The organism is Neopusillimonas aromaticivorans (genome assembly GCF_030344915.1).
Taxonomy (GTDB): Bacteria; Pseudomonadota; Gammaproteobacteria; order Burkholderiales; family Burkholderiaceae_B; genus Neopusillimonas; species Neopusillimonas aromaticivorans.
In genome coordinates this window covers 962,282-981,456 of record NZ_CP128233.1, presented here as the reverse complement: position 1 = coordinate 981,456, position 19,175 = coordinate 962,282, and the positions used below count along the sequence as shown (strand labels likewise).

At 59.1% G+C, this 19,175-nt stretch carries 21 protein-coding genes; 6 read left to right on the top strand and 15 right to left on the bottom strand.

Annotated elements, in window-relative coordinates; all coding sequences use genetic code 11:
- Positions 1–2: 2 nt before the first annotated feature.
- The 5 genes from N7E01_RS05180 (at position 3) to N7E01_RS05160 (ending at position 5,479) form a co-directional block, all read left to right on the top strand.
- Entirely contained in the window at positions 3–2,393 is a 2,391-nt protein-coding gene (locus tag N7E01_RS05180; RefSeq protein ID WP_289174846.1) for a DEAD/DEAH box helicase, read from the top strand.
- Positions 2,390–2,602, top strand: coding sequence for a hypothetical protein (locus N7E01_RS05175; protein WP_289174845.1), 213 nt, complete (start codon positions 2,390–2,392; stop codon positions 2,600–2,602). The genes N7E01_RS05180 and N7E01_RS05175 overlap by 4 nt, the downstream gene beginning before the upstream one ends.
- 51 nt (positions 2,603–2,653) lie before the next feature.
- Entirely contained in the window at positions 2,654–2,878 is a 225-nt protein-coding gene (locus tag N7E01_RS05170; protein ID WP_289174844.1) for a transcriptional regulator, read from the top strand.
- Between the two features lie 286 nt (positions 2,879–3,164).
- The gene (locus tag N7E01_RS05165) at positions 3,165–4,760 is read left to right on the top strand and encodes an AAA family ATPase (protein WP_289174843.1); all 1,596 of its coding nucleotides are present in this window, start codon (positions 3,165–3,167) and stop codon (positions 4,758–4,760) included.
- Positions 4,757–5,479, top strand: coding sequence for an AAA family ATPase (locus tag N7E01_RS05160; protein WP_289174842.1), 723 nt, complete (start codon positions 4,757–4,759; stop codon positions 5,477–5,479). The genes N7E01_RS05165 and N7E01_RS05160 overlap by 4 nt, the downstream gene beginning before the upstream one ends.
- A 294-nt stretch (positions 5,480–5,773) precedes the next feature.
- Here the strand turns inward: N7E01_RS05160 and N7E01_RS05155 are convergent, their stop codons facing one another.
- From N7E01_RS05155 to N7E01_RS05095, 13 genes are all read right to left on the bottom strand, one after another.
- Positions 5,774–6,280 (bottom strand): type IV secretion system DNA-binding domain-containing protein, encoded by a 507-nt coding sequence (locus N7E01_RS05155; RefSeq protein ID WP_289174841.1) that lies wholly within the window; start codon positions 6,278–6,280, stop codon positions 5,774–5,776.
- Positions 6,240–7,391, bottom strand: coding sequence for a type IV secretion system DNA-binding domain-containing protein (locus tag N7E01_RS05150; RefSeq protein WP_289174840.1), 1,152 nt, complete (start codon positions 7,389–7,391; stop codon positions 6,240–6,242). Before N7E01_RS05150 ends, N7E01_RS05155 begins: the two co-directional genes overlap by 41 nt.
- Before the next feature lie 5 nt (positions 7,392–7,396).
- Complete coding sequence (locus N7E01_RS05145; protein WP_128355419.1) at positions 7,397–7,831, bottom strand: hypothetical protein; 435 nt, start codon at positions 7,829–7,831, stop codon at positions 7,397–7,399.
- 6 nt (positions 7,832–7,837) lie between these two features.
- Positions 7,838–8,545, bottom strand: coding sequence for a StbB family protein (gene stbB / locus N7E01_RS05140; protein WP_128355418.1), 708 nt, complete (start codon positions 8,543–8,545; stop codon positions 7,838–7,840).
- Positions 8,546–9,029: 484 nt separating this feature from the next.
- On the bottom strand, positions 9,030–9,488 hold the full coding sequence (locus N7E01_RS05135) for a hypothetical protein (RefSeq protein WP_128355416.1): 459 nt from the start codon (positions 9,486–9,488) through the stop codon (positions 9,030–9,032).
- Between the two features lie 449 nt (positions 9,489–9,937).
- Positions 9,938–10,855, bottom strand: a complete 918-nt coding sequence (locus tag N7E01_RS05130; protein WP_128355415.1) for a TrfA — start codon at positions 10,853–10,855, stop codon at positions 9,938–9,940.
- A 129-nt stretch (positions 10,856–10,984) separates the two neighbouring features.
- Positions 10,985–12,724, bottom strand: a complete 1,740-nt coding sequence (gene virB11, locus N7E01_RS05125; RefSeq protein ID WP_289174839.1) for a P-type DNA transfer ATPase VirB11 — start codon at positions 12,722–12,724, stop codon at positions 10,985–10,987.
- Positions 12,725–12,927: 203 nt separating this feature from the next.
- Positions 12,928–13,089: a hypothetical protein gene (locus N7E01_RS05120; RefSeq protein WP_289174838.1), complete on the bottom strand. Its 162-nt coding sequence runs from the start codon at positions 13,087–13,089 to the stop codon at positions 12,928–12,930.
- A 64-nt stretch (positions 13,090–13,153) separates the two neighbouring features.
- Positions 13,154–13,948 carry a P-type conjugative transfer protein VirB9 gene (gene virB9, locus N7E01_RS05115; RefSeq protein WP_289174837.1) on the bottom strand — a complete coding sequence of 265 codons (795 nt, stop codon included), beginning with the start codon at positions 13,946–13,948 and terminating at the stop codon, positions 13,154–13,156.
- A 30-nt stretch (positions 13,949–13,978) separates the two neighbouring features.
- A complete protein-coding gene (locus N7E01_RS05110; RefSeq protein WP_128355411.1) occupies positions 13,979–14,665 on the bottom strand; it encodes a VirB8 family type IV secretion system protein in 687 nt (228 codons plus the stop codon).
- A gap of 3 nt (positions 14,666–14,668) precedes the next feature.
- Positions 14,669–14,806, bottom strand: coding sequence for a hypothetical protein (locus N7E01_RS05105; protein WP_026483152.1), 138 nt, complete (start codon positions 14,804–14,806; stop codon positions 14,669–14,671).
- A 76-nt stretch (positions 14,807–14,882) separates the two neighbouring features.
- Positions 14,883–15,770 carry a TrbL/VirB6 family protein gene (locus N7E01_RS05100; protein WP_289174836.1) on the bottom strand — a complete coding sequence of 296 codons (888 nt, stop codon included), beginning with the start codon at positions 15,768–15,770 and terminating at the stop codon, positions 14,883–14,885.
- Between the two features lie 74 nt (positions 15,771–15,844).
- Positions 15,845–16,549, bottom strand: a complete 705-nt coding sequence (locus N7E01_RS05095; RefSeq protein ID WP_128355409.1) for a TrbJ/VirB5 family protein — start codon at positions 16,547–16,549, stop codon at positions 15,845–15,847.
- A gap of 434 nt (positions 16,550–16,983) precedes the next feature.
- Between N7E01_RS05095 and N7E01_RS05090 the strand changes: the two genes are divergently transcribed.
- A complete protein-coding gene (locus N7E01_RS05090) occupies positions 16,984–17,685 on the top strand; it encodes a DUF8453 domain-containing protein (protein WP_289174835.1) in 702 nt (233 codons plus the stop codon).
- Between the two features lie 369 nt (positions 17,686–18,054).
- Here N7E01_RS05090 and N7E01_RS05085 read toward each other — a convergent pair whose 3' ends face one another.
- Together N7E01_RS05085 and N7E01_RS05080 are read right to left on the bottom strand one after the other, a co-directional pair.
- Entirely contained in the window at positions 18,055–18,435 is a 381-nt protein-coding gene (locus N7E01_RS05085; protein ID WP_128355407.1) for a hypothetical protein, read from the bottom strand.
- A 193-nt stretch (positions 18,436–18,628) separates the two neighbouring features.
- Positions 18,629–19,174 carry a hypothetical protein gene (locus tag N7E01_RS05080; RefSeq protein ID WP_128355406.1) on the bottom strand — a complete coding sequence of 182 codons (546 nt, stop codon included), beginning with the start codon at positions 19,172–19,174 and terminating at the stop codon, positions 18,629–18,631.
- Between the last annotated feature and the right edge of the window lies 1 nt (position 19,175).

Below are 19,175 nucleotides of genomic sequence, written 5' to 3'. Positions count from 1 at the left end.
GGATGAAGTTCACGCTCAAAGACTACCAGCGCGACGCCGTCCGCGACTCCCTGAATAACCTGGGCAAGGCCCGCCGCCTGTGGCATAACGAATCCGACCGAACGGCGTTTTCGCTTACAGCGGTGACTGGTGCGGGTAAGACCGTGATGGCCGCTGCCACATTCGAGGCGCTGTTTCACGGTGATGATGAGTTCAGCTTTGATGCCGACCCCGGCGCGGTGGTGATCTGGTTCAGCGACGACCCTTCGCTGAACGAACAGACCCGCTTTCGCTTTATCGAGGCGAGTGACCGCATCAACTACACCGACCTGGTGGTGGTGGAAAACACCTTCAACAGACCGAAATTCCAGGCGGGGAAAATTTACTTCCTCAATACCCAGAAGCTCAGCAAGAACAGCTTGCTGGTGCGTGGCCATGATCCTGAAGAAATGGCCGCCAAGCTGGACAGCACCTTCGCGGACATGCGGCCCGACCTGCGGGCATACACGATTTGGGACACTATTCAGAACACCATTGAAGACCCGGATTTGACGCTTTATCTGGTGCTGGATGAGGCGCACCGTGGTATGGGTGTGCAGACAGCAGCCAGCCAGAACGCCAAAAGCACGATTGTGCAGCGGCTCATCAATGGCGTGGGCAGCGTGCCCGGTGTTCCTGCTGTCTGGGGTATTTCAGCCACGGTGGAGCGGTTCAACAAAGCGATTGAGTCGGCAGGCAAACACATCAAGCTGCCCAATGTGGAAGTTGATGCGTCCAAGGTGCAAGAGTCCGGCCTGATCAAGGACACCATCCTGCTGGATATTCCAGACAATGCGGGCGATTTCGATACCGTGCTGGTGCGGCGTGCGACCGATAAATTGAAGGAATCCAGTCTTGCCTGGGGCGCTTATTCCAAGCAGCAACAGGAAGCTCAGCTTGTCGTGCCATTGATGGTTTTGCAGGTGCCCAACACGCCTGACCCCGATGAAATCGGGCGGGCGCTGGATACCATTTTCGAGCGCTACCCTGAGCTGCCCTCTGCCAGCGTGGCGCACGTTTTTGGGGATCACACCACACAGCGCTTCGGTAACCGCGATGTGCCCTACATCGAGCCGCAGCGAGTTCAAGAATCGGCCTGGGTGCGGGTGCTGATTGCCAAGGATGCGATCAGCACCGGCTGGGATTGCCCGCGTGCCGAGGTCATGGTGTCGTTCCGTGCGGCCAGCGACAAGACGCACATCACGCAGTTGCTGGGTCGCCTGGTACGTTCGCCGCTGGCCCGCCGTATTCCTGGCAACGACCGCCTGAACGCAGTGGACTGCTTGCTGCCGAAATTCAATCGCAAGGCCGTGGAGCAGGTGGTCGATGAGCTGACAACTGGCAACGAGGCGGCAACGCCTGGGCGCGTGTTGATCGACTACATGGAGGTGCAGCCGAACCCTGCTGTCGCGCCTGCCGTGTGGGAAGCATTCGAGGCGTTGCCGTCACAAACGCGGCCGCAACGTGGTGCCAGGCCTGCGGTCAGGTTGACTTCGTTGGCACACGAATTGGCGTCCGACGATATTCTGTCCGGCGCGGGCAGACTGGCACACGCCGAGATGCACGCCGCCTTGGATTCGTTTCAGGCCGACAACGAAGCCAAGATCAAGGCCAAGCGGCAGTCCGTGTTAGTTGTGGACGGGAAAACCGTGAAAGCAGACATGCTGGGACAGGGCCGGAGCCTGGAACAGTTCTGGGAAGATGCCGATATGGCGGTGATCGACGATGCCTACCGCCGTGCGGCGCGCATCTTCAGCCCGGCGATTGCTCATTCGTATGTCGACCATCTGGCGAGCCAGGAGGCCGACCGGAACGAAGACCCGGAAGGCTTTCTTGAGGCCATCATGGAGGCCCGCGTAACCGTTGCTGGTTTGGGGCTGGTGATGGAGGCGCAGGCCTATTTTGATGCTGAGGCCGATAAGCTAGCGAAGGACTGGTTGACTCGGTATGGGGCGCAGATCAAGGCGCTCAGCGATGATCGACGCGAGTCCTACAGGCAGATCATCGAAATGAGCACGGAGCCGCAGGACGTGGGCTTGCTCAAGCCTGAAGCTCGTTATGAGGCAACCAAGGCGAACGAAAACGGCAAGGTGAGAGTGCTCCCAGTCTGGGATGACCACTTGCTATGCAACGATGCCGGCAAATACCCCGCTGAACTGAATGACTGGGAGCGGACGGTAGTCGAGACTGAATCGGCAAGGCCGGGGTTCTCGTTCTGGTATCGCAACCCGCAGCAGCCTGGGCAGGCTTCGCTGGGTATTGCCTATGAGAAATCGGGGCAGTACGGCATTGTTCGCCCGGACTTTCTGTTCTTTGCCACTCAGGGGATGGCTCTCTCGTCGTCGATCTGGTTGACCCGCACGGCCTGCATTTGAGCGACGCGCTAGTCAAGCTGCAGGGCTTGGCTCTGTATGCTGCCAATCATGCTGATACCTATCGCCGAATTGAGTCCATCGCCCAGGTGAAGGGCAGCGACAAACTGCGTGTGCTCAACCTGAAACGGCGGGAAGTGCAGGATGCGGTGGCGGACGCCCAAGATGCGGAGGTTTTGTTCAGCAGCGGGCTGGCAGATGACTATCAGTGATCGTGCAACCGGATTGACTAATCAGATCAGTGACTATTGGAGTCACAGCGCATGAAGCCGCACAACGCAACTGACCTCTTTTTTGTGACCGAGGAAGCAGAAGCCGAGATGGTCGCCGCCGGCTATGAGTTTGAGCCGCCGAGCCACGCGCGAACAGCGAGCATCCGCGAGCTGTTCGGCTGGCAGCCCGGCGAGACCCTATCCGAGGCTGTGAGCAGGCACCTGGAGAAGGCTGGTACAGGTAGCGGGTGCAAACCGAGAGGCGAAGGTGTATGACGACGGAAGCAGAGGCTCTCGCCAATATCCTTGCATGGTCTGCTGATTGTCCTGACTGGCAGCGTGACGCATTGCGCCGACTTGCAACGCAAGTAGCCTTGGAACCGGCCGAGATCGACGAGCTGACTTCCATCTGCAAGGGCGAGAACCCAGCCGTCCCACTGGAAGCAGGGCACCTTCGTGGCCCGAACCAGGATCAGGGGAAGTCTATCTACGTCAGGTGCATGGAGTTCGGCATGTTAACGCCCTGGCCCCCGATCAGCGGCTGACGCTTCACCGTGTCGGTTTGACCATCATCTACGGCGACAACGGATCAGGAAAGTCCGGCTACGCACGTATTCTCAAGAAGGTTTGTCGCGCCCGTATGCCTGGTCGGACTGAGGAAATCGTCCCTGACATCTATGACCCAGCGCCAGGTACGCCGAGCGCCACGATTGAATACGCGATCAGCGGCCAGAACCGCACTTGTGCTTGGCAGCTTGGACAGGCTGCCGACACCGCACTTTCAGGCATTAGCGTGTTCGATTCACGCACTGCGAACGTCCACGTTGACGATACGAATGACGTGGCTTACACGCCGTTTCCGCTCAAACTACTGGGTGCGCTGGCGCAGCTCTGTAAGTCGGTCAAGGACAAGTTGGCAGCCGAGATTGCGCAGATAAAGGCGCAAACTCCCGAAGCGATCAAGACGCCAGCATGCAGCAGGGAGACAGAGGTTGGCAGGCTCATGGCTCGGCTCACCGCCAGCATTGCGCCGGCGACGGTCGAAACGATGGCTACGCTCACGCAAGCAGAGCAAGACCGATTGGCGCAGCTCACTGCGGACCTGGCTGGTGATCCGGCTCGCGCGGCGCGCCAACTTGCGGCGTTGAAGACCAAGGTTGACGGGCAGGTTGCGCGCCTAGATCGGCTATTTGCTTCAATCAGCGACGATACCGCCAAAGACCTGCGCCGCCTTGCTGTTGATAGCGATGCCACGCGCCGGGCGGCAGAAGCTGCTTCCAGTGCGCTCTTCCGCGACGAACCGTTGCCGCAGATTGGGTCGGATGTTTGGCAGGCGCTATGGGCCAGCGCCAGAGCATTTTCTGACGCGGAAGCCTATCCCGAACAGCGATTCCCCGTGACAGATCCTGGCAGCGTATGCGTGCTTTGCCAGCAGGAATTGACCCCCGTCGCCGCTGATCGCCTCAATCGCTTCGAGACTTTTGTGCGCGACGACAGCCAGCAACGTGCCGATGCTGCGCGTGTCGCATACGACAGAGCGCTAACAGCGTTCAAGGGCGAGTCTGTTTCGTTGTCAGAGCTGGCGAACATTGTGGCAACCATCCGCGACGAACTGCGTCAGGATGCCTTGGCGCTGGAGATTAGGGGCGCGACCCTGCGCGCCCTGTGGCGTCATCGCCAGATCAGGCGACGCCACGCAAATCCAAGCGCTGCTATTGACGTGCCCGTTCCGGAATATTCGCGTCAGGCGCTGGTGGATCAAGCTGAGGGCATTGAGACTCGAGCGAACGCCCTTGCAGCAGAGGCGGGCTCTCCAGCTCGCGCCGCCTTGCTTACCGAACAGGCCGAGCTTGTGGATCGGCAATGGCTTGGTGGCATCAAAGCCGATGTTCTCGCCGAAATCGAACGCCAGAAAAAATCGCACGGCTTGAGACGGCCCAGCGGGACACTGCGACCAACCGTGTCACCACCAAGAGCACCGAGATCGCTCAGAATTTGGTCACGGACGCGCTACGCGCACAGTTCGCTCGCGAGGTGGCGAGCTTCGAGATTGCAGGTCTCGCTGTGGAGCTTCGGCAGCAAAATAGCGTTCAGGGCATCCCTCGCTTCAAGGTCGCACTTACGCGGAAGCCCACGGCTGCGGTGGGGCAGGTCTTGAGCGAAGGCGAGCACCGCTGCGTTGCCTTGGCCGCGTTTATGGCCGAACTCGCCACCACCGAAAACAAGTCCGGTATCGTCTTTGACGATCCCGTTTCATCGCTCGACCATATGCACCGGGAGGCCGTGGCCAAGCGCCTGATAGCTGAGGCCGTGCATCGCCAGGTTATCGTCTTCACGCATGATCTGGCGTTCCTGTTTGAGCTGAATCGCGCGGCGAATGATGCCCAGCCCAAGCCGCCGGTGGCGATTAGCTCCATCAGCCGGGGAGCTGACAAGGCAGGCTTCTGCCGCAGCGAGCCGCCATTCAAAGCCCGTCGGGTCAGTGACATCACCACAAGTCTGAGCAATCAGCTTGCTGGTGAACGCTACCATTTCGAGCAAGGCAATCAAGACGAGTGGCGAAAAACTGTCAAATCCATCGCAGCAACGTTGCGCGATACTTGGGAAATCGCGGTTGAAGAAGCTGTCGGGCATGTTATCCGGCGACTGTCCAACGAAGTGAGGACGCCTGGCTTGGTCAAGCTGACCGCGATCACGGTTCCCGACTGTGAGACTATGCGTGATGGCTTTGGTCGCTGTTCCGAACTGCTGCATAGCGCCGCCGCTACGTTGAACCGCCCTCTGCCGAGGCCAGAAGCACTGACGGCCGAGATTGATGCCTTGGCGACTTGGGCGGACAGCCTTCGGCAGCGTCAGAGCGCTGTGAGGTTGCCCTGATTTCTTGGTGTCACTCAAGTGCTGTGAAGCTGAACATGGCATTTTTCATGGCATTGACAAAAATATATGTCGTAATATGTTGATTTTTAATGAAAATTAGTAGCTATGAATAATCGAGTGGGAATCATCGGTAATACAAAGCCGTGCTGTTAAGTGGTAGTGGTCACACAATACCAATCTCTCTGCAGTCCTCTAATGCTGAATGCCCATGAAATCGGTGTGCATGCCCCTCTGGCTGTTTATAGTTTTCTCGGTGTTTTATCTGACAGATAATTTCGTTATGGCGAAATCAGTTCAAAGTATCTTCCCAGACTCCTGAAACGCGCCCGCAGCCACCACATACTCCCTGAACGGTAACTCCACCCGAGCAATCGCATAATCCCCCGCCAATGCCACATACCCGCCCAGCGCTGGCAGCGCCTGTATCTGCGCCGCCGTTACCACCTCCTCCGTCACCCGTTCCATGTTGTCCGACGTATTGCGGTTGTCCGCACTGCGGCTGATGCTGAACTTGGGCCGTTCCACTTCATGCTTGCCCAGGCTTTCGCTCATGTCCTTGGCGGTCTGCGGGTCGGTGCGGGAGCCACCAAGCACGGCCAGGTTGCGGAAGCTGGCCCGGATGGTGGTGGCCATGGTGCGTCCGTAGATATGTTCCAGTTGTGATGTGCTTTGCAGGCCCGCCACGATGCGCAGGCCGTTCTTCCGTCCTTTGGTCAGGCCGGCTTCCAGTGAGGGCAAAGCTTCCAGGCTGGCCAGTTCGTCAATGAAAAGCCACCAGCGTCGGTGTGCGCTTTCGGGCATGGACAGGATGGAGGTAATGAACACGTTCTGCCCAGGACGAAACCAAGGGTTTCATGGAACTCATCATGTCTTCGCGCCAGTTGATATACAGGTTGCCGCCGTCGGGCTTTGTCAGCCAGTCGCGGATGGAGAACCTGCCCGGTTTCATGCCGGTATGTTCCGAGAGCTTGTTCGACAGTACGAAGCGGGCAGAGGACAGCGCCTTGCTGGCTTCGCTGGAACCGACGAACAGGGATTCTGCCAGGGTGCCTTCCAGAAACTGCTTCAGGACTTTGGGGTCTTCGATGGTGCAAAGGCGGAACAGGTCCATGATGCTGGCTTCATCGCCCTGCAATTCATAGAGTTTCTTGGCGGTTTCGCGCAGCAGCAGGCGGCCGAAATCGTTCCATTCTTCCGCATTTCGATCCTGGCTCATGGGAACCATGGAGCGGGCCAGCCGCTTCCAGTCGTAATCGGCGCGCACTTCGTTGAAGAAGGACCAGCCCTGGCTGCGGGCGTCATAGGGGTTGAGGATGACATCGTTGGGTTGCCAGAATTTGCTGAGGAGATCGCCATTGGGGTCAATGACGATCATGCGGTCATTGTGTGTGGGCGTTTGGCCGGGAATATGCCGGGCCATGTCATGCTGCGAGCGCTTGAGTACCGATGCCGCCATGTTCCGCAGCAGTACGGATTTACCGGAACCCGTCGCTCCACTGATGAGCAGGTGCAGGTTTTCATTGGCGGTTGGCATGGGGATGCCGCCTACATCTATCTGCATCGTGTCGCGTTCTTCGCATTGGCGTGCCAGGTTGTTGGCGCTGGTGGTGCGGGTGCCACGCACAAAGCGCTTGTAGGCTGCGCCTTCAAAACCTTCGGTCCTGGCGGTGCGACCAATGAATAGAATCAGTGTCAGGGAAAGCACCAGGCCGACACCCAGGGCGCCCCAGAGCACGGGGTATTGCGGCGTGAGCATCACGAAATGCCGGAAGGTATGGGCGTTCCAGTCGCGCCAGTGCATCTGGCTGGCCCAGGTGGCGGCAAGCATCCAGGTAGTGGCCGGAAAGACGGCCAGGAAAAGGCGGCGATACGCCGCCGGGTGATGGGTGAGATCAGGGTGGACATGGAGCATGACCCTCAAGGAATCAGAAGCTGGCCCAGGGCCAGCCCGGCCAGCAGCCCGCCGAGCACGCCGGCGGTGCCGCCTACGACGAGGGCAATGAACGCCATGCGGCGAGCGGATTGGTGGGCGATACGGGCATACTGGGCGGATTCCCGGCTCAACTGATCCAGGCGGGTGCCGGTATCGCTCAGCATGGATTGAAGGGACTGCTGAAGCTGTAGATTCACAGGCTTTGACGCCGCTTCAAGCGTAGCGCTCAGGTGGCGACCGAGTTGCTGGGGCAACATCTGTTGCGCCTCGCTCATGGACTGCATCTGCTGCTGGGCGGCATTCAGGTTGCGGGTGACGGCTTCCAGCCTGTCCACCAGGCCGGCGACTTCGCCCAGGACTTCGTGGTACAGCAAATCCAGTTTTGAACGGGGGCCGCTGGGCGGGGTGTGGGCGTCCATGACAGATTACGAAAACAGTGCAGCGAAGGCTGCATTCATCTGTCTGTCCACTGGCTTGGCCAGGGCGCGCAGGGCGTGGCGGTTACTCAGCTGCGAGATGCGAGCATGGTCGTCAGGGTCAGCGCTGCGCAGCAGGGCGCGATAGTCGGTCTGGTCGGCCAGGACATCCGCGATGGTGGTGCGCTGGTCGGCTAGCAGTTCGAAGACTTCGTTTTCATAGATGGCAGCCTGGGCGTTGGCCTGCACTTCGCCCGACTTGGCGGCATAGGCCAGGATGGAGGGAAACTCTTCTTCCACGCTGCTATCGACACGGTTGAACAGAATCCGTACCCGGTCCGAGTCCACACCCAGCGCAGCCAGCGCGGCCACGGTTTTGATGGTTTCGCGCTGGGCTTTGCCAGTGTTGATGACCGGCAGCACGAAGTAGCTCATTTCTTCATGCGCGCCTTCGTAACGCATCATGTGAGTCAGAAAATCTTCGATGTTGCTGGCCCCGACATCGACAATGGCGTCATCCCGGGTGAGCAGTTCGCGGAACAGGCGGCCAAAGTGCTCACCGCGTAGCTGATCGACGTTCAGACCCAGGTCGGCCCCGGTTTCGTTGGTGGATTCCACCGCAAAAATCTGAGCCCCGTTCATGCGGGGCGCTAGCAGGTGGGAAGCAACAACCGTCTTGCCAACGGAGCCGGTGTAGTTGAGAACGGCGACTTTCATGGTTTATTCCTTGTGGTGGTGCAGTCAGAGAAGAAGGGGCGTTACTTGCCTTCACGGCGTAGGGCTTCCAGGTCGATACGCATGTCGCGAATCTTGCGCAGGTCGCCGGGCGTCTCGATGTTGCTGGGCCGGCCCTGGATGGCATCAAGGGCTGGTGCAGATGTGGGCGGCGCTTTTGGGGTGTGGCGGGCGCGGCATGTGGCTTGGGCTGCGATGCAGGTTTGGCTGCAGCAGACCGCTGGGCTTTGCGCCAGCGGTACAGCGTGATGGCGTAGGTGCTGTACTGCACCGACAGGCCCGCTGCGGCCAGATCATCCAGCACGGCAGCATGGGGAACGCCGGCGGTGAGCTCAGCTTCGATCAGAGGAAAGAGCGCGCGCAGCTGGGCGGCGATGCTGATGCGAGGGTCCAGCTCAGCGAGCGCGGCCCGGTAGCGTGCGACGGGAGCGGGTTCAGTCATAGGATTCCAGGGGATAGGTGCCGCTTATCGCGACAGTTCAGGAAAGACGGCAGACTGCTTGGCGACCAGCCAGGAGCGGCCCGTGGCCAGCGCTTCGTCGTAGGCGGATTGTTCGTCTGTGAACGGGGCAGTCTTGCCGTGGGTGGAGAATTGACCGCCGCCGACTTCCTGGCCGTTTTCCAGCAGGCGCAGGGTGAAGCTGCCTGTGTCGGCTGGGTGAGGAAGAATCTCGAAATTAAAGCGCAGCCGGGTCTGGGTGACTTCGTCGTAGAACTGTCTTTCGACTTCGCGAAGTCGCGCTGTCCACTCCGGGCCGATGCGCTCCAGGGCTTCAGCGATGCTGTAGCCGCGTTCGCGCAGCCAGTCGCAGCGGTTCAGGATGAGTGCCGCAGTGAGCGCTTCGCCCAGGCTCATGGTGCCGATGCCATGGAGGGCGGCTTCCTGTGCGATGTTGAGCATGCGGGTGTCGATGGTCGAGTGCATGGAGTCTCCTTTGCCCTGTGACTTGATGGGCAGTGCTTGGGGTGAAAGAAGGGGTAGCCCAGGTGGGCGGGTGCTGGCTTCGTTGCTGACCGACAGCCGCTTTGCGGCTGTACAGCGTGGCGATGCAAGATGGCTTCGCGTGAAGAGGAGAAATGCTGCGCGTCAGGCGGGCCGACGGCATGACTTGTTCACAGGCCGGTTTGGTAGAAGAAAGGTAGAAATAAGGTAGAAGGCGTCGCGATGGCTGGAAAGCCAGCATTCATGCGGGTTTCAAAAATCTTGCGCGATGCTGTGACGATAAAGCGCGATGTTCTGACGAAAGGCCGCGATCTTATGACGCGCTTGCCGCGATGCTATGACGACGCCAAAAACCACTTATCCACAGGCCGAAAATCGGGCCGGAAATGGCTGTTTTTGGGGATGAAGCGCGATGCTATGACGATGAAAAACTACCGTTCAAGGCGCGTCCAGACCGCCTGTTCATGGCCCCGAGTCGCGGCTTCAATCCGGGGTTCTGCGATGACTTTCAGGGCTTCCAGTTCGTCCAGGCTACGCTCCAGCGTGACCCGGAAATCCCGCATGCGCCCGGTGTATTGGGCGCGTTGCTTGAGGATGTCCAGGCTGTATTTCTGCTGGATGTCGGCAGAGGTGCCAATCAGCCGCTGCAGGCTTTTTGAGAGGTCATGACGCATCTGCAGGCGCTTGGCCCAGTCCACCAGGGCATATTCCCGGTTGCCGAATATCTGCGCCCAGCGAGGGTCGGCATACAGGGTGTAGCTGCCTGTGGGTTCGTGATAGTCAAAGCCCCCAATCATGGCAATCACACGGGTGGAAGGGTGGCGGCCATAACTGTATTTCACTGAGCCGTCTTTCCTGCGTGCCTCGATGCAGAGGGTAAAGCGGGCCAGGTCTTTCATGCCTTCATGCAGCCATTCGTAGGCGCTGCCGCCTGTGGGCCGGCCCATGCCGCGCAGGAAGTCGGCACGGTTGATAACCGGCGCTTCGCCCAGCAGGGCGGTGGTCTGCAGATACATGGCGTGCATCCAGATGTCGGCATGGTCTTCGCTCAGCTGCTTGCCAGAACCCTTGAGCAGAATGTGGCTCCCCTCCAGGAACACGGTTTCATCGTGGAGAGGACGCCACCCGCGACGCACTGGAGCAAAGATGGCGCTGCGGGCAATGTAGTTCGGGATGGCGCGTACCGTTTCGTTCATGCCGGGCAGCATGAATGGTGTTGGGGTGGTGGCTTGTTTCTCAGCGGCGTCAGCCATGGCCTGTGAAGCTTTCTGCATGGCACGTTGCATGGCGGCTGACAGCCGCTGCAGGTTGGCATCCTTGTGAAAAGGGGTGCGGATGGGTGTGGTCATTGAAGATGCTCCGGGCGAGCCCATGCAAGGGCCGCCCGGAGTGTGTGCAGCGCCTCACACGGGTTCGGGGGTAGGGGACCCGGCAGACTGCCGGGTCGAATGGATTGGGTGTGGCGCTGTTGCGGGAACTCAGGCGACGACGTGGCGCCGGGGTTCAAACCAGATTTCTTTCACGCGGAACTGCTCGACATGCACGACAATGTCCACGGTCTGCTGCAGAAAGGTCTGGATTGTGGGCAAGTCCAGATTGCCGCCGGTGGGTGACTGCTTGGTAAGGATGGCCAGCCGGTCGAAGGCGTCGATTGCGCTGTTGGCGTGTGTCGTGGTGACGGACCCCGGGTGGCCAGTGTTCAGCGCAGCCAGATAGTCCCAGCTTTCCGGGCCGCGTAACTCTGCCAGGAAAATCCGGTCGGGCGACAGGCGCATGCAGGCAGCCAGGCAGTCGGTGGCCGACACTCGGCCCCGTGTGCCGCCGTACATCATATGGACGCGGTTTTCATGCCAGGGCAGGATCAGTTCATGTACGTCTTCAATGGTGATAAGGCGTTCATGGACGGGTATTTCATTCATGAGGGATCGGGCAAAGGTGGTTTTGCCTGATCCTGTTGCACCCGAAATCACCACGTTTTTGCGCGCGCGGACGGCGTCCACCAAAAACTCGAAATAGTCTCCCCTGTTTTTCAGTATCAGCAGCCGCTGATCGAGTTTCGACAGGCCGTCAGCACCATATTTGGCGGTGGCATCCATGGTGGATTTGAACGCCCCGCCGGATGCCAGCTGCTTCAGATAGAAAGTTTCCGTGGCGTGTTTGCGGATGTTGATGGCGATGGAGCCGTCTATGCAGGCCGGCGGCAGAATGATCTGGCCGCGCTCCCCATCGGGCAGTACCACCGACATGATGGGGTTGCGCGCCATGTGGTTGTAGGCCGCCAGTGCCGTCGCTAATGCTTCCAGGTGCGGGTAGCTCAGTTCCTCGCAGTCGTGCGATATCCAGTGTCCGTCCGTGCGGGCGTACAGATGCCCCTCGCGCACGATGGCGATCTCTGTGACTTTCGGGTCTTGCAGATGCTGGGCCAGGGGCCGCAGAAAAGTCCGCACAGAAATGGCGCGATCAAAAGGTACCACTTCAAGGGGTAAGTTCAAGGTCGTAGACATGGCTGAAGTCCAGATCACGGGCGACCATGATGCCGATGCGTTCGCCCTGGTTTTTGTAAAGGGTCGGGGTATGTCCAGAGACTTTTCCAGAATCTTGGCGATAGCTTCTTGCCCGCCCTGGGCGGTGTTGTCGAATCGGATGTTGTTGTCGCCGGACTGGCCCTGGTTCGATGCCCAGTTGCCGAAGTCGCCGACCAGGGACAGCAGGATGGCGTTGCCGAAGCGTTCCCAGAAATGGTTGTCAACATGACCGTCCAGCCCAGCTTCGCCTAGTGGGCCGGTGCCGGGTGAGGCCAACTCAACGATGACACCAGCGGGTGTTTCCAGCCGGTTCCAGGTGACAAAGGCGCGGGCCTGGCCCTGCTGGATGCCGCCGGACTGATAGCCGGTGAACTTGGTGCCGGCGTCGATCAGCTTGACCTTGCCGTTGGCGCTCATGACATCTTGGGTGGCCAGGCAGGTGAGCAGCCCCGGTTGGGTGCTGACCAGCTTGGTCTGCAGAGTGCAGTCGATCATGGTGCCTTGGGTGAGCAGGAAGTTGCGATCCCCCAGCTGCCCGGCCACAGAGGGCGCAAGTTCCAAAGGCCGCAGCTTGTCGGCCAGTGGACCGGCATCACTGTAGGGGCCGCCCGGGGCGCTGGCCGGACGGCTGCCTGCGCTGCCGCCTTCTGCGCCGCCCGCCTGCAGCGGGCTCGCCAATCGCCGCAGCGCCACTTCATCGACAGGCGGCGGTGCTGAGGGCGTGGGTGGTGGAAGCACATAGGCGGGCGCTGAGACAGGTCCAGGTGCTGGGGGTGGCAAGGGTTTGGGTGGCGCGGGGCGCTCCACCCTGGGCGGCTTCAGCCGGTTGGTGATTCCGCTTTGATCGGCTTCCAGACTGCTGTCGCTGGCAGGCGCTGGTTCCCGGCTCCAGGCTTTCAGCAGCACACCGATGGCCACGGCAATGGCCACCAGGATGGTGAGCCACAGAAAGCGCGTGCGCCACGTGGGGCGCTGCGCCCGGCGGTTTCCAGGTTCAGGGCTTCGCGCTCCAGGCTGGCTGCGGTGGTCTGATCCTGGCGCGGATCGGTGTCGTTCATGGGCTGTTCCTTCATGGCGAGATCTCCCGAACTCGCAGCGTCGGTACAGGCGCTGCCGCGCCTTTCACCGTGCGCCGGACGGTGGGGGATGCTGTGCCGGTGTGGGCGGGTACAGGGTCAGGCCAAAGGCTTCGTTATGGATGGCCAGCACCTGGTTGCCCAGGCGCAGATGCCAGCGTGGCGAGGTGCGATGCAGCACCATCGTGCGTTCATCCGCCATGTGATAGTTGGTAATGACTTCCTGGCCGTCAGGGGTCACGCGGTACACCGTGGGCATGTCGGTTTCCGGCGGGAATTGCAGCCAGGTGTGGCGGCCATCATCCCAGGCGTGAACGGGCGCGATACTGGCGTTGCCACTGCGGGTGTATGCCTGCCAGTTCATCGTGCCGGCAGATGCCTGCAACGAGCGCTCAACTGCTGCCTTCTGTGCCGCTTGTGCCTTCATGCGGGCTTCCACTTCCGGGTAGCGCATCACCAGCTTGTAAAGGGCCGGGGCGCTGCGGTCGTGGCTGTAGGACAGTCGGAAGCTGTATTCGCGCCGGTCAGTGATGACAATGAGGTTGGTATGAGCGTCTTCGGCGGTGGGCTTGAAGAACAGGTGGTGGTTCTTGTACGTGAAGGCGTAAGCCTGGCTGTCGCCAAATACGTGATACTGATAGGTTTCGCCGGGCTCCAGCTGAATGTGAGTGGCGACTCCGATCACCGCATCGAGCTGAATCACGTTGGCCGGGTCATAGTTGACATAGCGCACCCGATGGTCGAGCCGTGAAGCGCGGGGCGTCTCCAGCGCCCAGGCGCTGGCTGGCAGGGCCAGTGCACAGCAGCAGCGCCACCGCCCGACTGCGTGGGAAGAGTTCAAACATGGGGGTTCCTTCTGATCCAGGTCGGTTCAGCGCGACAGGTCGGCTGCCAGGTCGTAGCGCACCACCTGAAAGCCCAGCGGGTTGCGCCGGGCGACGGCTTCCGTGAGGGGTACGTCGGCGTACTGGTAGGCCATGGTGGCGATCAGGTGCCGCGTCCTGGTCACGTTGCCGGTGGAGACTTCACGTTCCGTTCTGGTGAAGCGGACAATGGCGGCCTGATTGGCGCCCAGGGTGATGGAATGAACCTGAACATCGACCGTACCCAGGGTGCCTAGCCGAGTGGTTACGGCATCCGGCCCTTCGAAACGCTTGCCGTACTGCACTTGAATGGGCGGCGATGACAGCAGGGCGCAGGTGTCGAATTGATCCTGGATGGTCTGCCAGCTATAGCCTTCGCAGTTCAGTACATAGGTGTTCAGAAAATACTTGGCGATGCGTTGGCCGTAGTCTTCCATCGGTTCGCCCAGGGTGCTGACATGCTCGATGCTGCCGGTGGCGTTATCCACGCGCACTACATACATTTCGGGCGGCTGCTTCAGGGGCGTCAATCCCGCCACGGCAGCGACAGCGGCAAAGGCGATCAGCCCCGCGCCCATCGCAACCTGCCAGGCGCGCTTGCGGCTGGTGACCAGTTCGCCCAGGTGGTCGCGCTCCAGGCCGCGCGATTGTTCCAGCCAGGCAGCCACGTCTTCAGACTTGAGAGGTTCTGCCACGGTTCAGACTCCTTTGAAAATCGGTGCGCTGGCGTTCACCGGCACACGCGGCCCGTCAGCAGGCTGTGGGGGTTGGGGCGCATGAAAGGCGCAGCCGGCCAGCAGCCCGGCCAGCGCCAGGGCGGCAATGAGTTTTTGCATGGGATGGGCTCCTGTCCTGCCGCGTGAGCAGAAGGAAGGGTGTGATGGCCCCGCTGGGCAGCGGGTGGGGAAAGGCTTACTTGGCGCGCAGTCGCAGCATGCTGCGCAGACGCAGAACAGAGAACGCGCCCCGGGCGGCGGAACCGACACCGAGTTGAGCGCCGAAGCCGTTGGAGAGACCGGCGGCGAGGCCGGGGATCAGAATCATGATGACCAGGCTGGCAGCGCCGACGAGCACCTGAGCGCCGAACAGTGAAAGCACGTCGGCCATTCCTGTTTCTATCTGGTCAGCGATCATGCGGATCAGCTGGATGTTGAGTTGCAGGATCAGGCCGAAGACCAAGCCTGCAAGCAAAGCCAGGAAGACAAAGTTCAATGCCTGTGAAACCCAGTTATTGAAGAGAGGCTTTGTTGGCTCGAACAATGTCGCGGCGATAAAGAGTGGCCCTGCTGCAACCACCAAGGCCATGCCGACTTTGCAGACCACCACAATGACCATGATGATGCTGCCAACGACGGCCGCATTGATTCGCAGCAGCGTCGCCAGGATGCTGACCAGCACTTCCCTGGTGGAAGGCATGAAGTTGTACCAGGGCCGGTCGCTTGCGCCCAGCATGGCATTGGATGCCTCACTGGTTTCGTTCTGCAGCTTATCGACTTCTGCCGCCACGTTGCCCGTGCCGAGTGCGAGCTGTGTGACATCGTCAGGCAGTGCGATCATGGTTTTGGCAATGTCGTTTTGGTACAGGCCGCCTGCGCCAAAAATCATGGACACAATCGCCACGAGAATGGCCTTGCGGAAGAACTCGGTGACGGTCATATTGCTCTGACCGTGCATGAGCGCAAACGCGTACACAACGAATTGCAGAGTCAGGCCCACCACGATGACCGGCATGAGTGCTTCGAAGAGTGCCTGCATCGGCCCGTTGATGGCATCGCTGAGAATGCTTTCGGTTTGAGTCATGACCCATTCAGCTATGTTGCTTGGCGTAGTGGGTGCCGCGACGGATGGAGTGAGGCTGGCCATGGCGTGCTAGCCTATTCAGCTGCGCCGGGGGATGAGTCTGACGCTGGCTTATTCCCAAACCATCCTCCATAGACACGTTCAGCCCGGGCCTGCAACAGTTGTCGTTCCGCATCCAGTTGCTGTGCAGCAAGCTGAATGCGGGTCTGTTCGGCTGAGATATTCGCCTGCTCAATCTGAATCCGCGCCTGCAGTTCAGCAATTTCCTTGGGGTTGGTCGTCTGGTTGATCTGATCCTGCAGGGCATCGACATTGGCCAGCCGCTGGGTCATCGAGTCGTAGGCCCGCTCACTCATGGCTTTTGCGGTTGCCTCAATGTTCAGTGACCGTTTTGACAGCTCCTGTCTGTCTTCGGCGAAGCTCACCGGCGCCATGACATCATCCGTGATGCGGGAAACATCCCCGTTCAAGCCTGAGTTACCGGATCGGTTGAGCAAGTCCTGAGCGTTGGAGGGCAGGGCAGCGCGAAGCTGATCGCGGATGGCGTAATCATTGGGAATGGCACCGTAGCCGCTGGATTGCGTGAATGCAGCAAGCTGCTCCCTGGCTGTCGCCAGTTGATCCGTCAGGTTCTTGAGCTGGTCACGGGCGGTCAGTAGCTGTTCTTGCAACTGGGCTATGGTTGCAGCATCGACCGTGGGGATGCCGCTGGCGCGGGCAGGGTTCATGAAAACAGCGGCCAGGGCGATACCCGCCGCAAGATGCTTGTAGCGTGTCATGGGAGAACTCCGGTGGTAAGGGGGATCGGCGTGCTAAGTCGCGGGGTGCGGTGCTAGGCACAGTCGTGAGCCGAAAGGGATGGTTTGTACTGCCTTAGAGAAGGCTGTCATATGCGGTCGAATACGGTAAAGTCGGTCGTCCGCTTTCGGCCAAAAGCGGGCATTGCTTGCCAGAATCGATTTCCCACTTGGCTGGGACTTGGAGTCAGAATTGACGGGAAGCGCGACCTCCAACGACGGCCGGATAATGACTTTTGGCGGACATTAAGAAGGCATGCTTCCTAATGGATCACATATCCCACAGAAGTGACAGAGCGAACGCTACCATTCGAAGCGTTCATCCTGCTCCCGGTCGGTGTCGGCCTCCCATTTCCTCGTTCTCTCGACTCCTGCTTGCCGTTTAGACAATTGGCCAACTTCTTTGGGGCATTTTAATGAAATTTGTAGAAGATAAAGCACCAATCGTGCTTGTGGTTCTCTCTGGCCTTTTGTTCGTGCCACTGGTTTTTATCGGTGGTCTCGTTTGGGGCTTAAATCTGGGCGGAAATGGAAAACTTGCCGCAGATACACTGTCAGCTTGGGTGGGTGCCATTGCCACGGTTGCAATAGCAATTTTGACTTTCATACTTGCCAGGGAGACATGGTATTTGCGATTGGCGCAAATTCGGCAAATTGACGAATTAAAAATAGAGGCGATGCGGCCTAGCTTGGAATTTTATATTCTATCTGCGCAGGCTTCGATTCACATGATGAATGCTCACATTCAAAATAATGGCAAGGGTATTGCACGGAATGTATCATTCAAATTCTATGGAAGCAGTGGCGATGTTTTAAGCTCTCAGGAGAGGGCAGTGGTTGAGAAATTTCAGTCGCTCAATATGCTGAAAAATGGGTTGACCTCTCTTGGTGCTAGCAAGGAGCGGAAGAGCTTTGTTTTCAGCTTTCTAGACCTCATTAATAAAAATGGGGACGCACTATTTGGTGTAAAAATAAGAGCGTCAATCGAATTTGAGGATGCAGAGGGACGAAAGTATGCTTCTGAATCCATCGTGGATTTTTCCGAATTCAAGGGTGTTTCAGAAGTAGGGGTGGAGATCCGCTTTACAATTTGTACAAGGAAACAGAGAAAATTGTAAAAGTCCTTGAAAGCGTTCAGGCTGGAATGTCATCGAAGCGGCTAAATATCAATGTTTACTCCTCTGCTGACCGCGAGGAGGAGCAGAAAGCACTCGAGGATAGGTTAAGAGAGTTGAGAGAGAAAAAGAAAATTCATAAAAAGACGGTTAAGCCGCTTTTTCCATTGAGAAGATGGAATTACTTCCAATTGTTGATTTGCGTCTCAGCGGTAGAACCCGTCGTTCCAGCGGATGCGCCGCAAGCGAAGCACTACTGAGTTCGCTCGTTCCTCACGGTCTGCTTTCACAAGCCGGCAATTTCCGCTTTGGGTCGCTCCCAGTCTTTCAGTAGTTGATAATGCTTCCGGATTAAATCTGAGCGAGTAAAAGTTACTGCTTGGAAATAGCGGCCTGGTATTCGGCTTCCGTGATGCGGCGGGCCTTCAGGTTGTCCGAGACAATTTCATCCTCAGCCTCTTTGTAGGCAATGTGTTTACTGCCGCCCACGACCAGGATATTGTCTGCGCCGTTGAGTGTGGCTGGCACGGTATTGGACCGGTATCCAACTTTGCCGAGGTTGTTCCATGCGGTTTCTGTGAACAGGAACGTGTCGCCGTTCCGTTCAATGTGGACCAGGGTGGGCGGATACCGACCGTTATCCGAGAACCAATGTCCGATGAATTTCTCGCCCTTCGGTTCTGTCTTGCATCCTGCCAGGATGCTCAGCAGGGCAGTGGCTCCGGCAGTGGCGATGAGATGTCTTCGGTTCATTGGGTGTGTTCCTATGGTGGTCGGTTGTCAGTAAGCCCCTGGCTGCGTTTGTACGCCGCCCAGGCGTCGGCCACGCTGCGAGCGTGTCCGGCAGTTGTAAGCCAGCAAGCACGTTCAATAGGTTTCAGATTGTTCCACCAAGCCATGCCGGCTATCTCATCGGCAGTGGGGTGGCGTTGGAAGTTGGGAAGGTTCACAGGCACAGGTCCGGTCCCTCCTGTTCATGTTGTGGCGACGGCCTTAACGCATGATCGAAGCGTGCGCCGATGAGGTCGGCTACGCGCTGATAATCCTCCGGGGTGGGGCGCTGGCCATTCACTTCATGGACATGCAGGCTGTAATATTTTTGAACATCTTGCTCAAAATAGGCGCGATCCTGGTGCGGGTAGGTGGAAGAAAACCAGATATCGGGGTTCAGGCGCGGGTCGCTGCATGATGGTTCGGTCACGCCGTAGTCCTGGCCGTATCGTTTGAGGTCGTCGGCGTCCACGGTGACCCGGTCAAGCTCAATGCCCCGTGTATTGGTTTCTCCGGCCTCCAGGTCTTCGTGGGTCCAGTGTTCGCTGTAGACGGAGATCAGGAAGGTATCTTCCGGGCGGTCTGTGTCCGGGTCGTGCAGGCCCAGCCGCGTATAGAAGTCCTGATCCTTTGCCGTCTGCAGTGCATCACGGGCCTGTGTCTGGCGCCGCTCTTCATCCAGCGCCTGTTGCTTCTCACGTTCGTTGGCATGGTGTTTCATG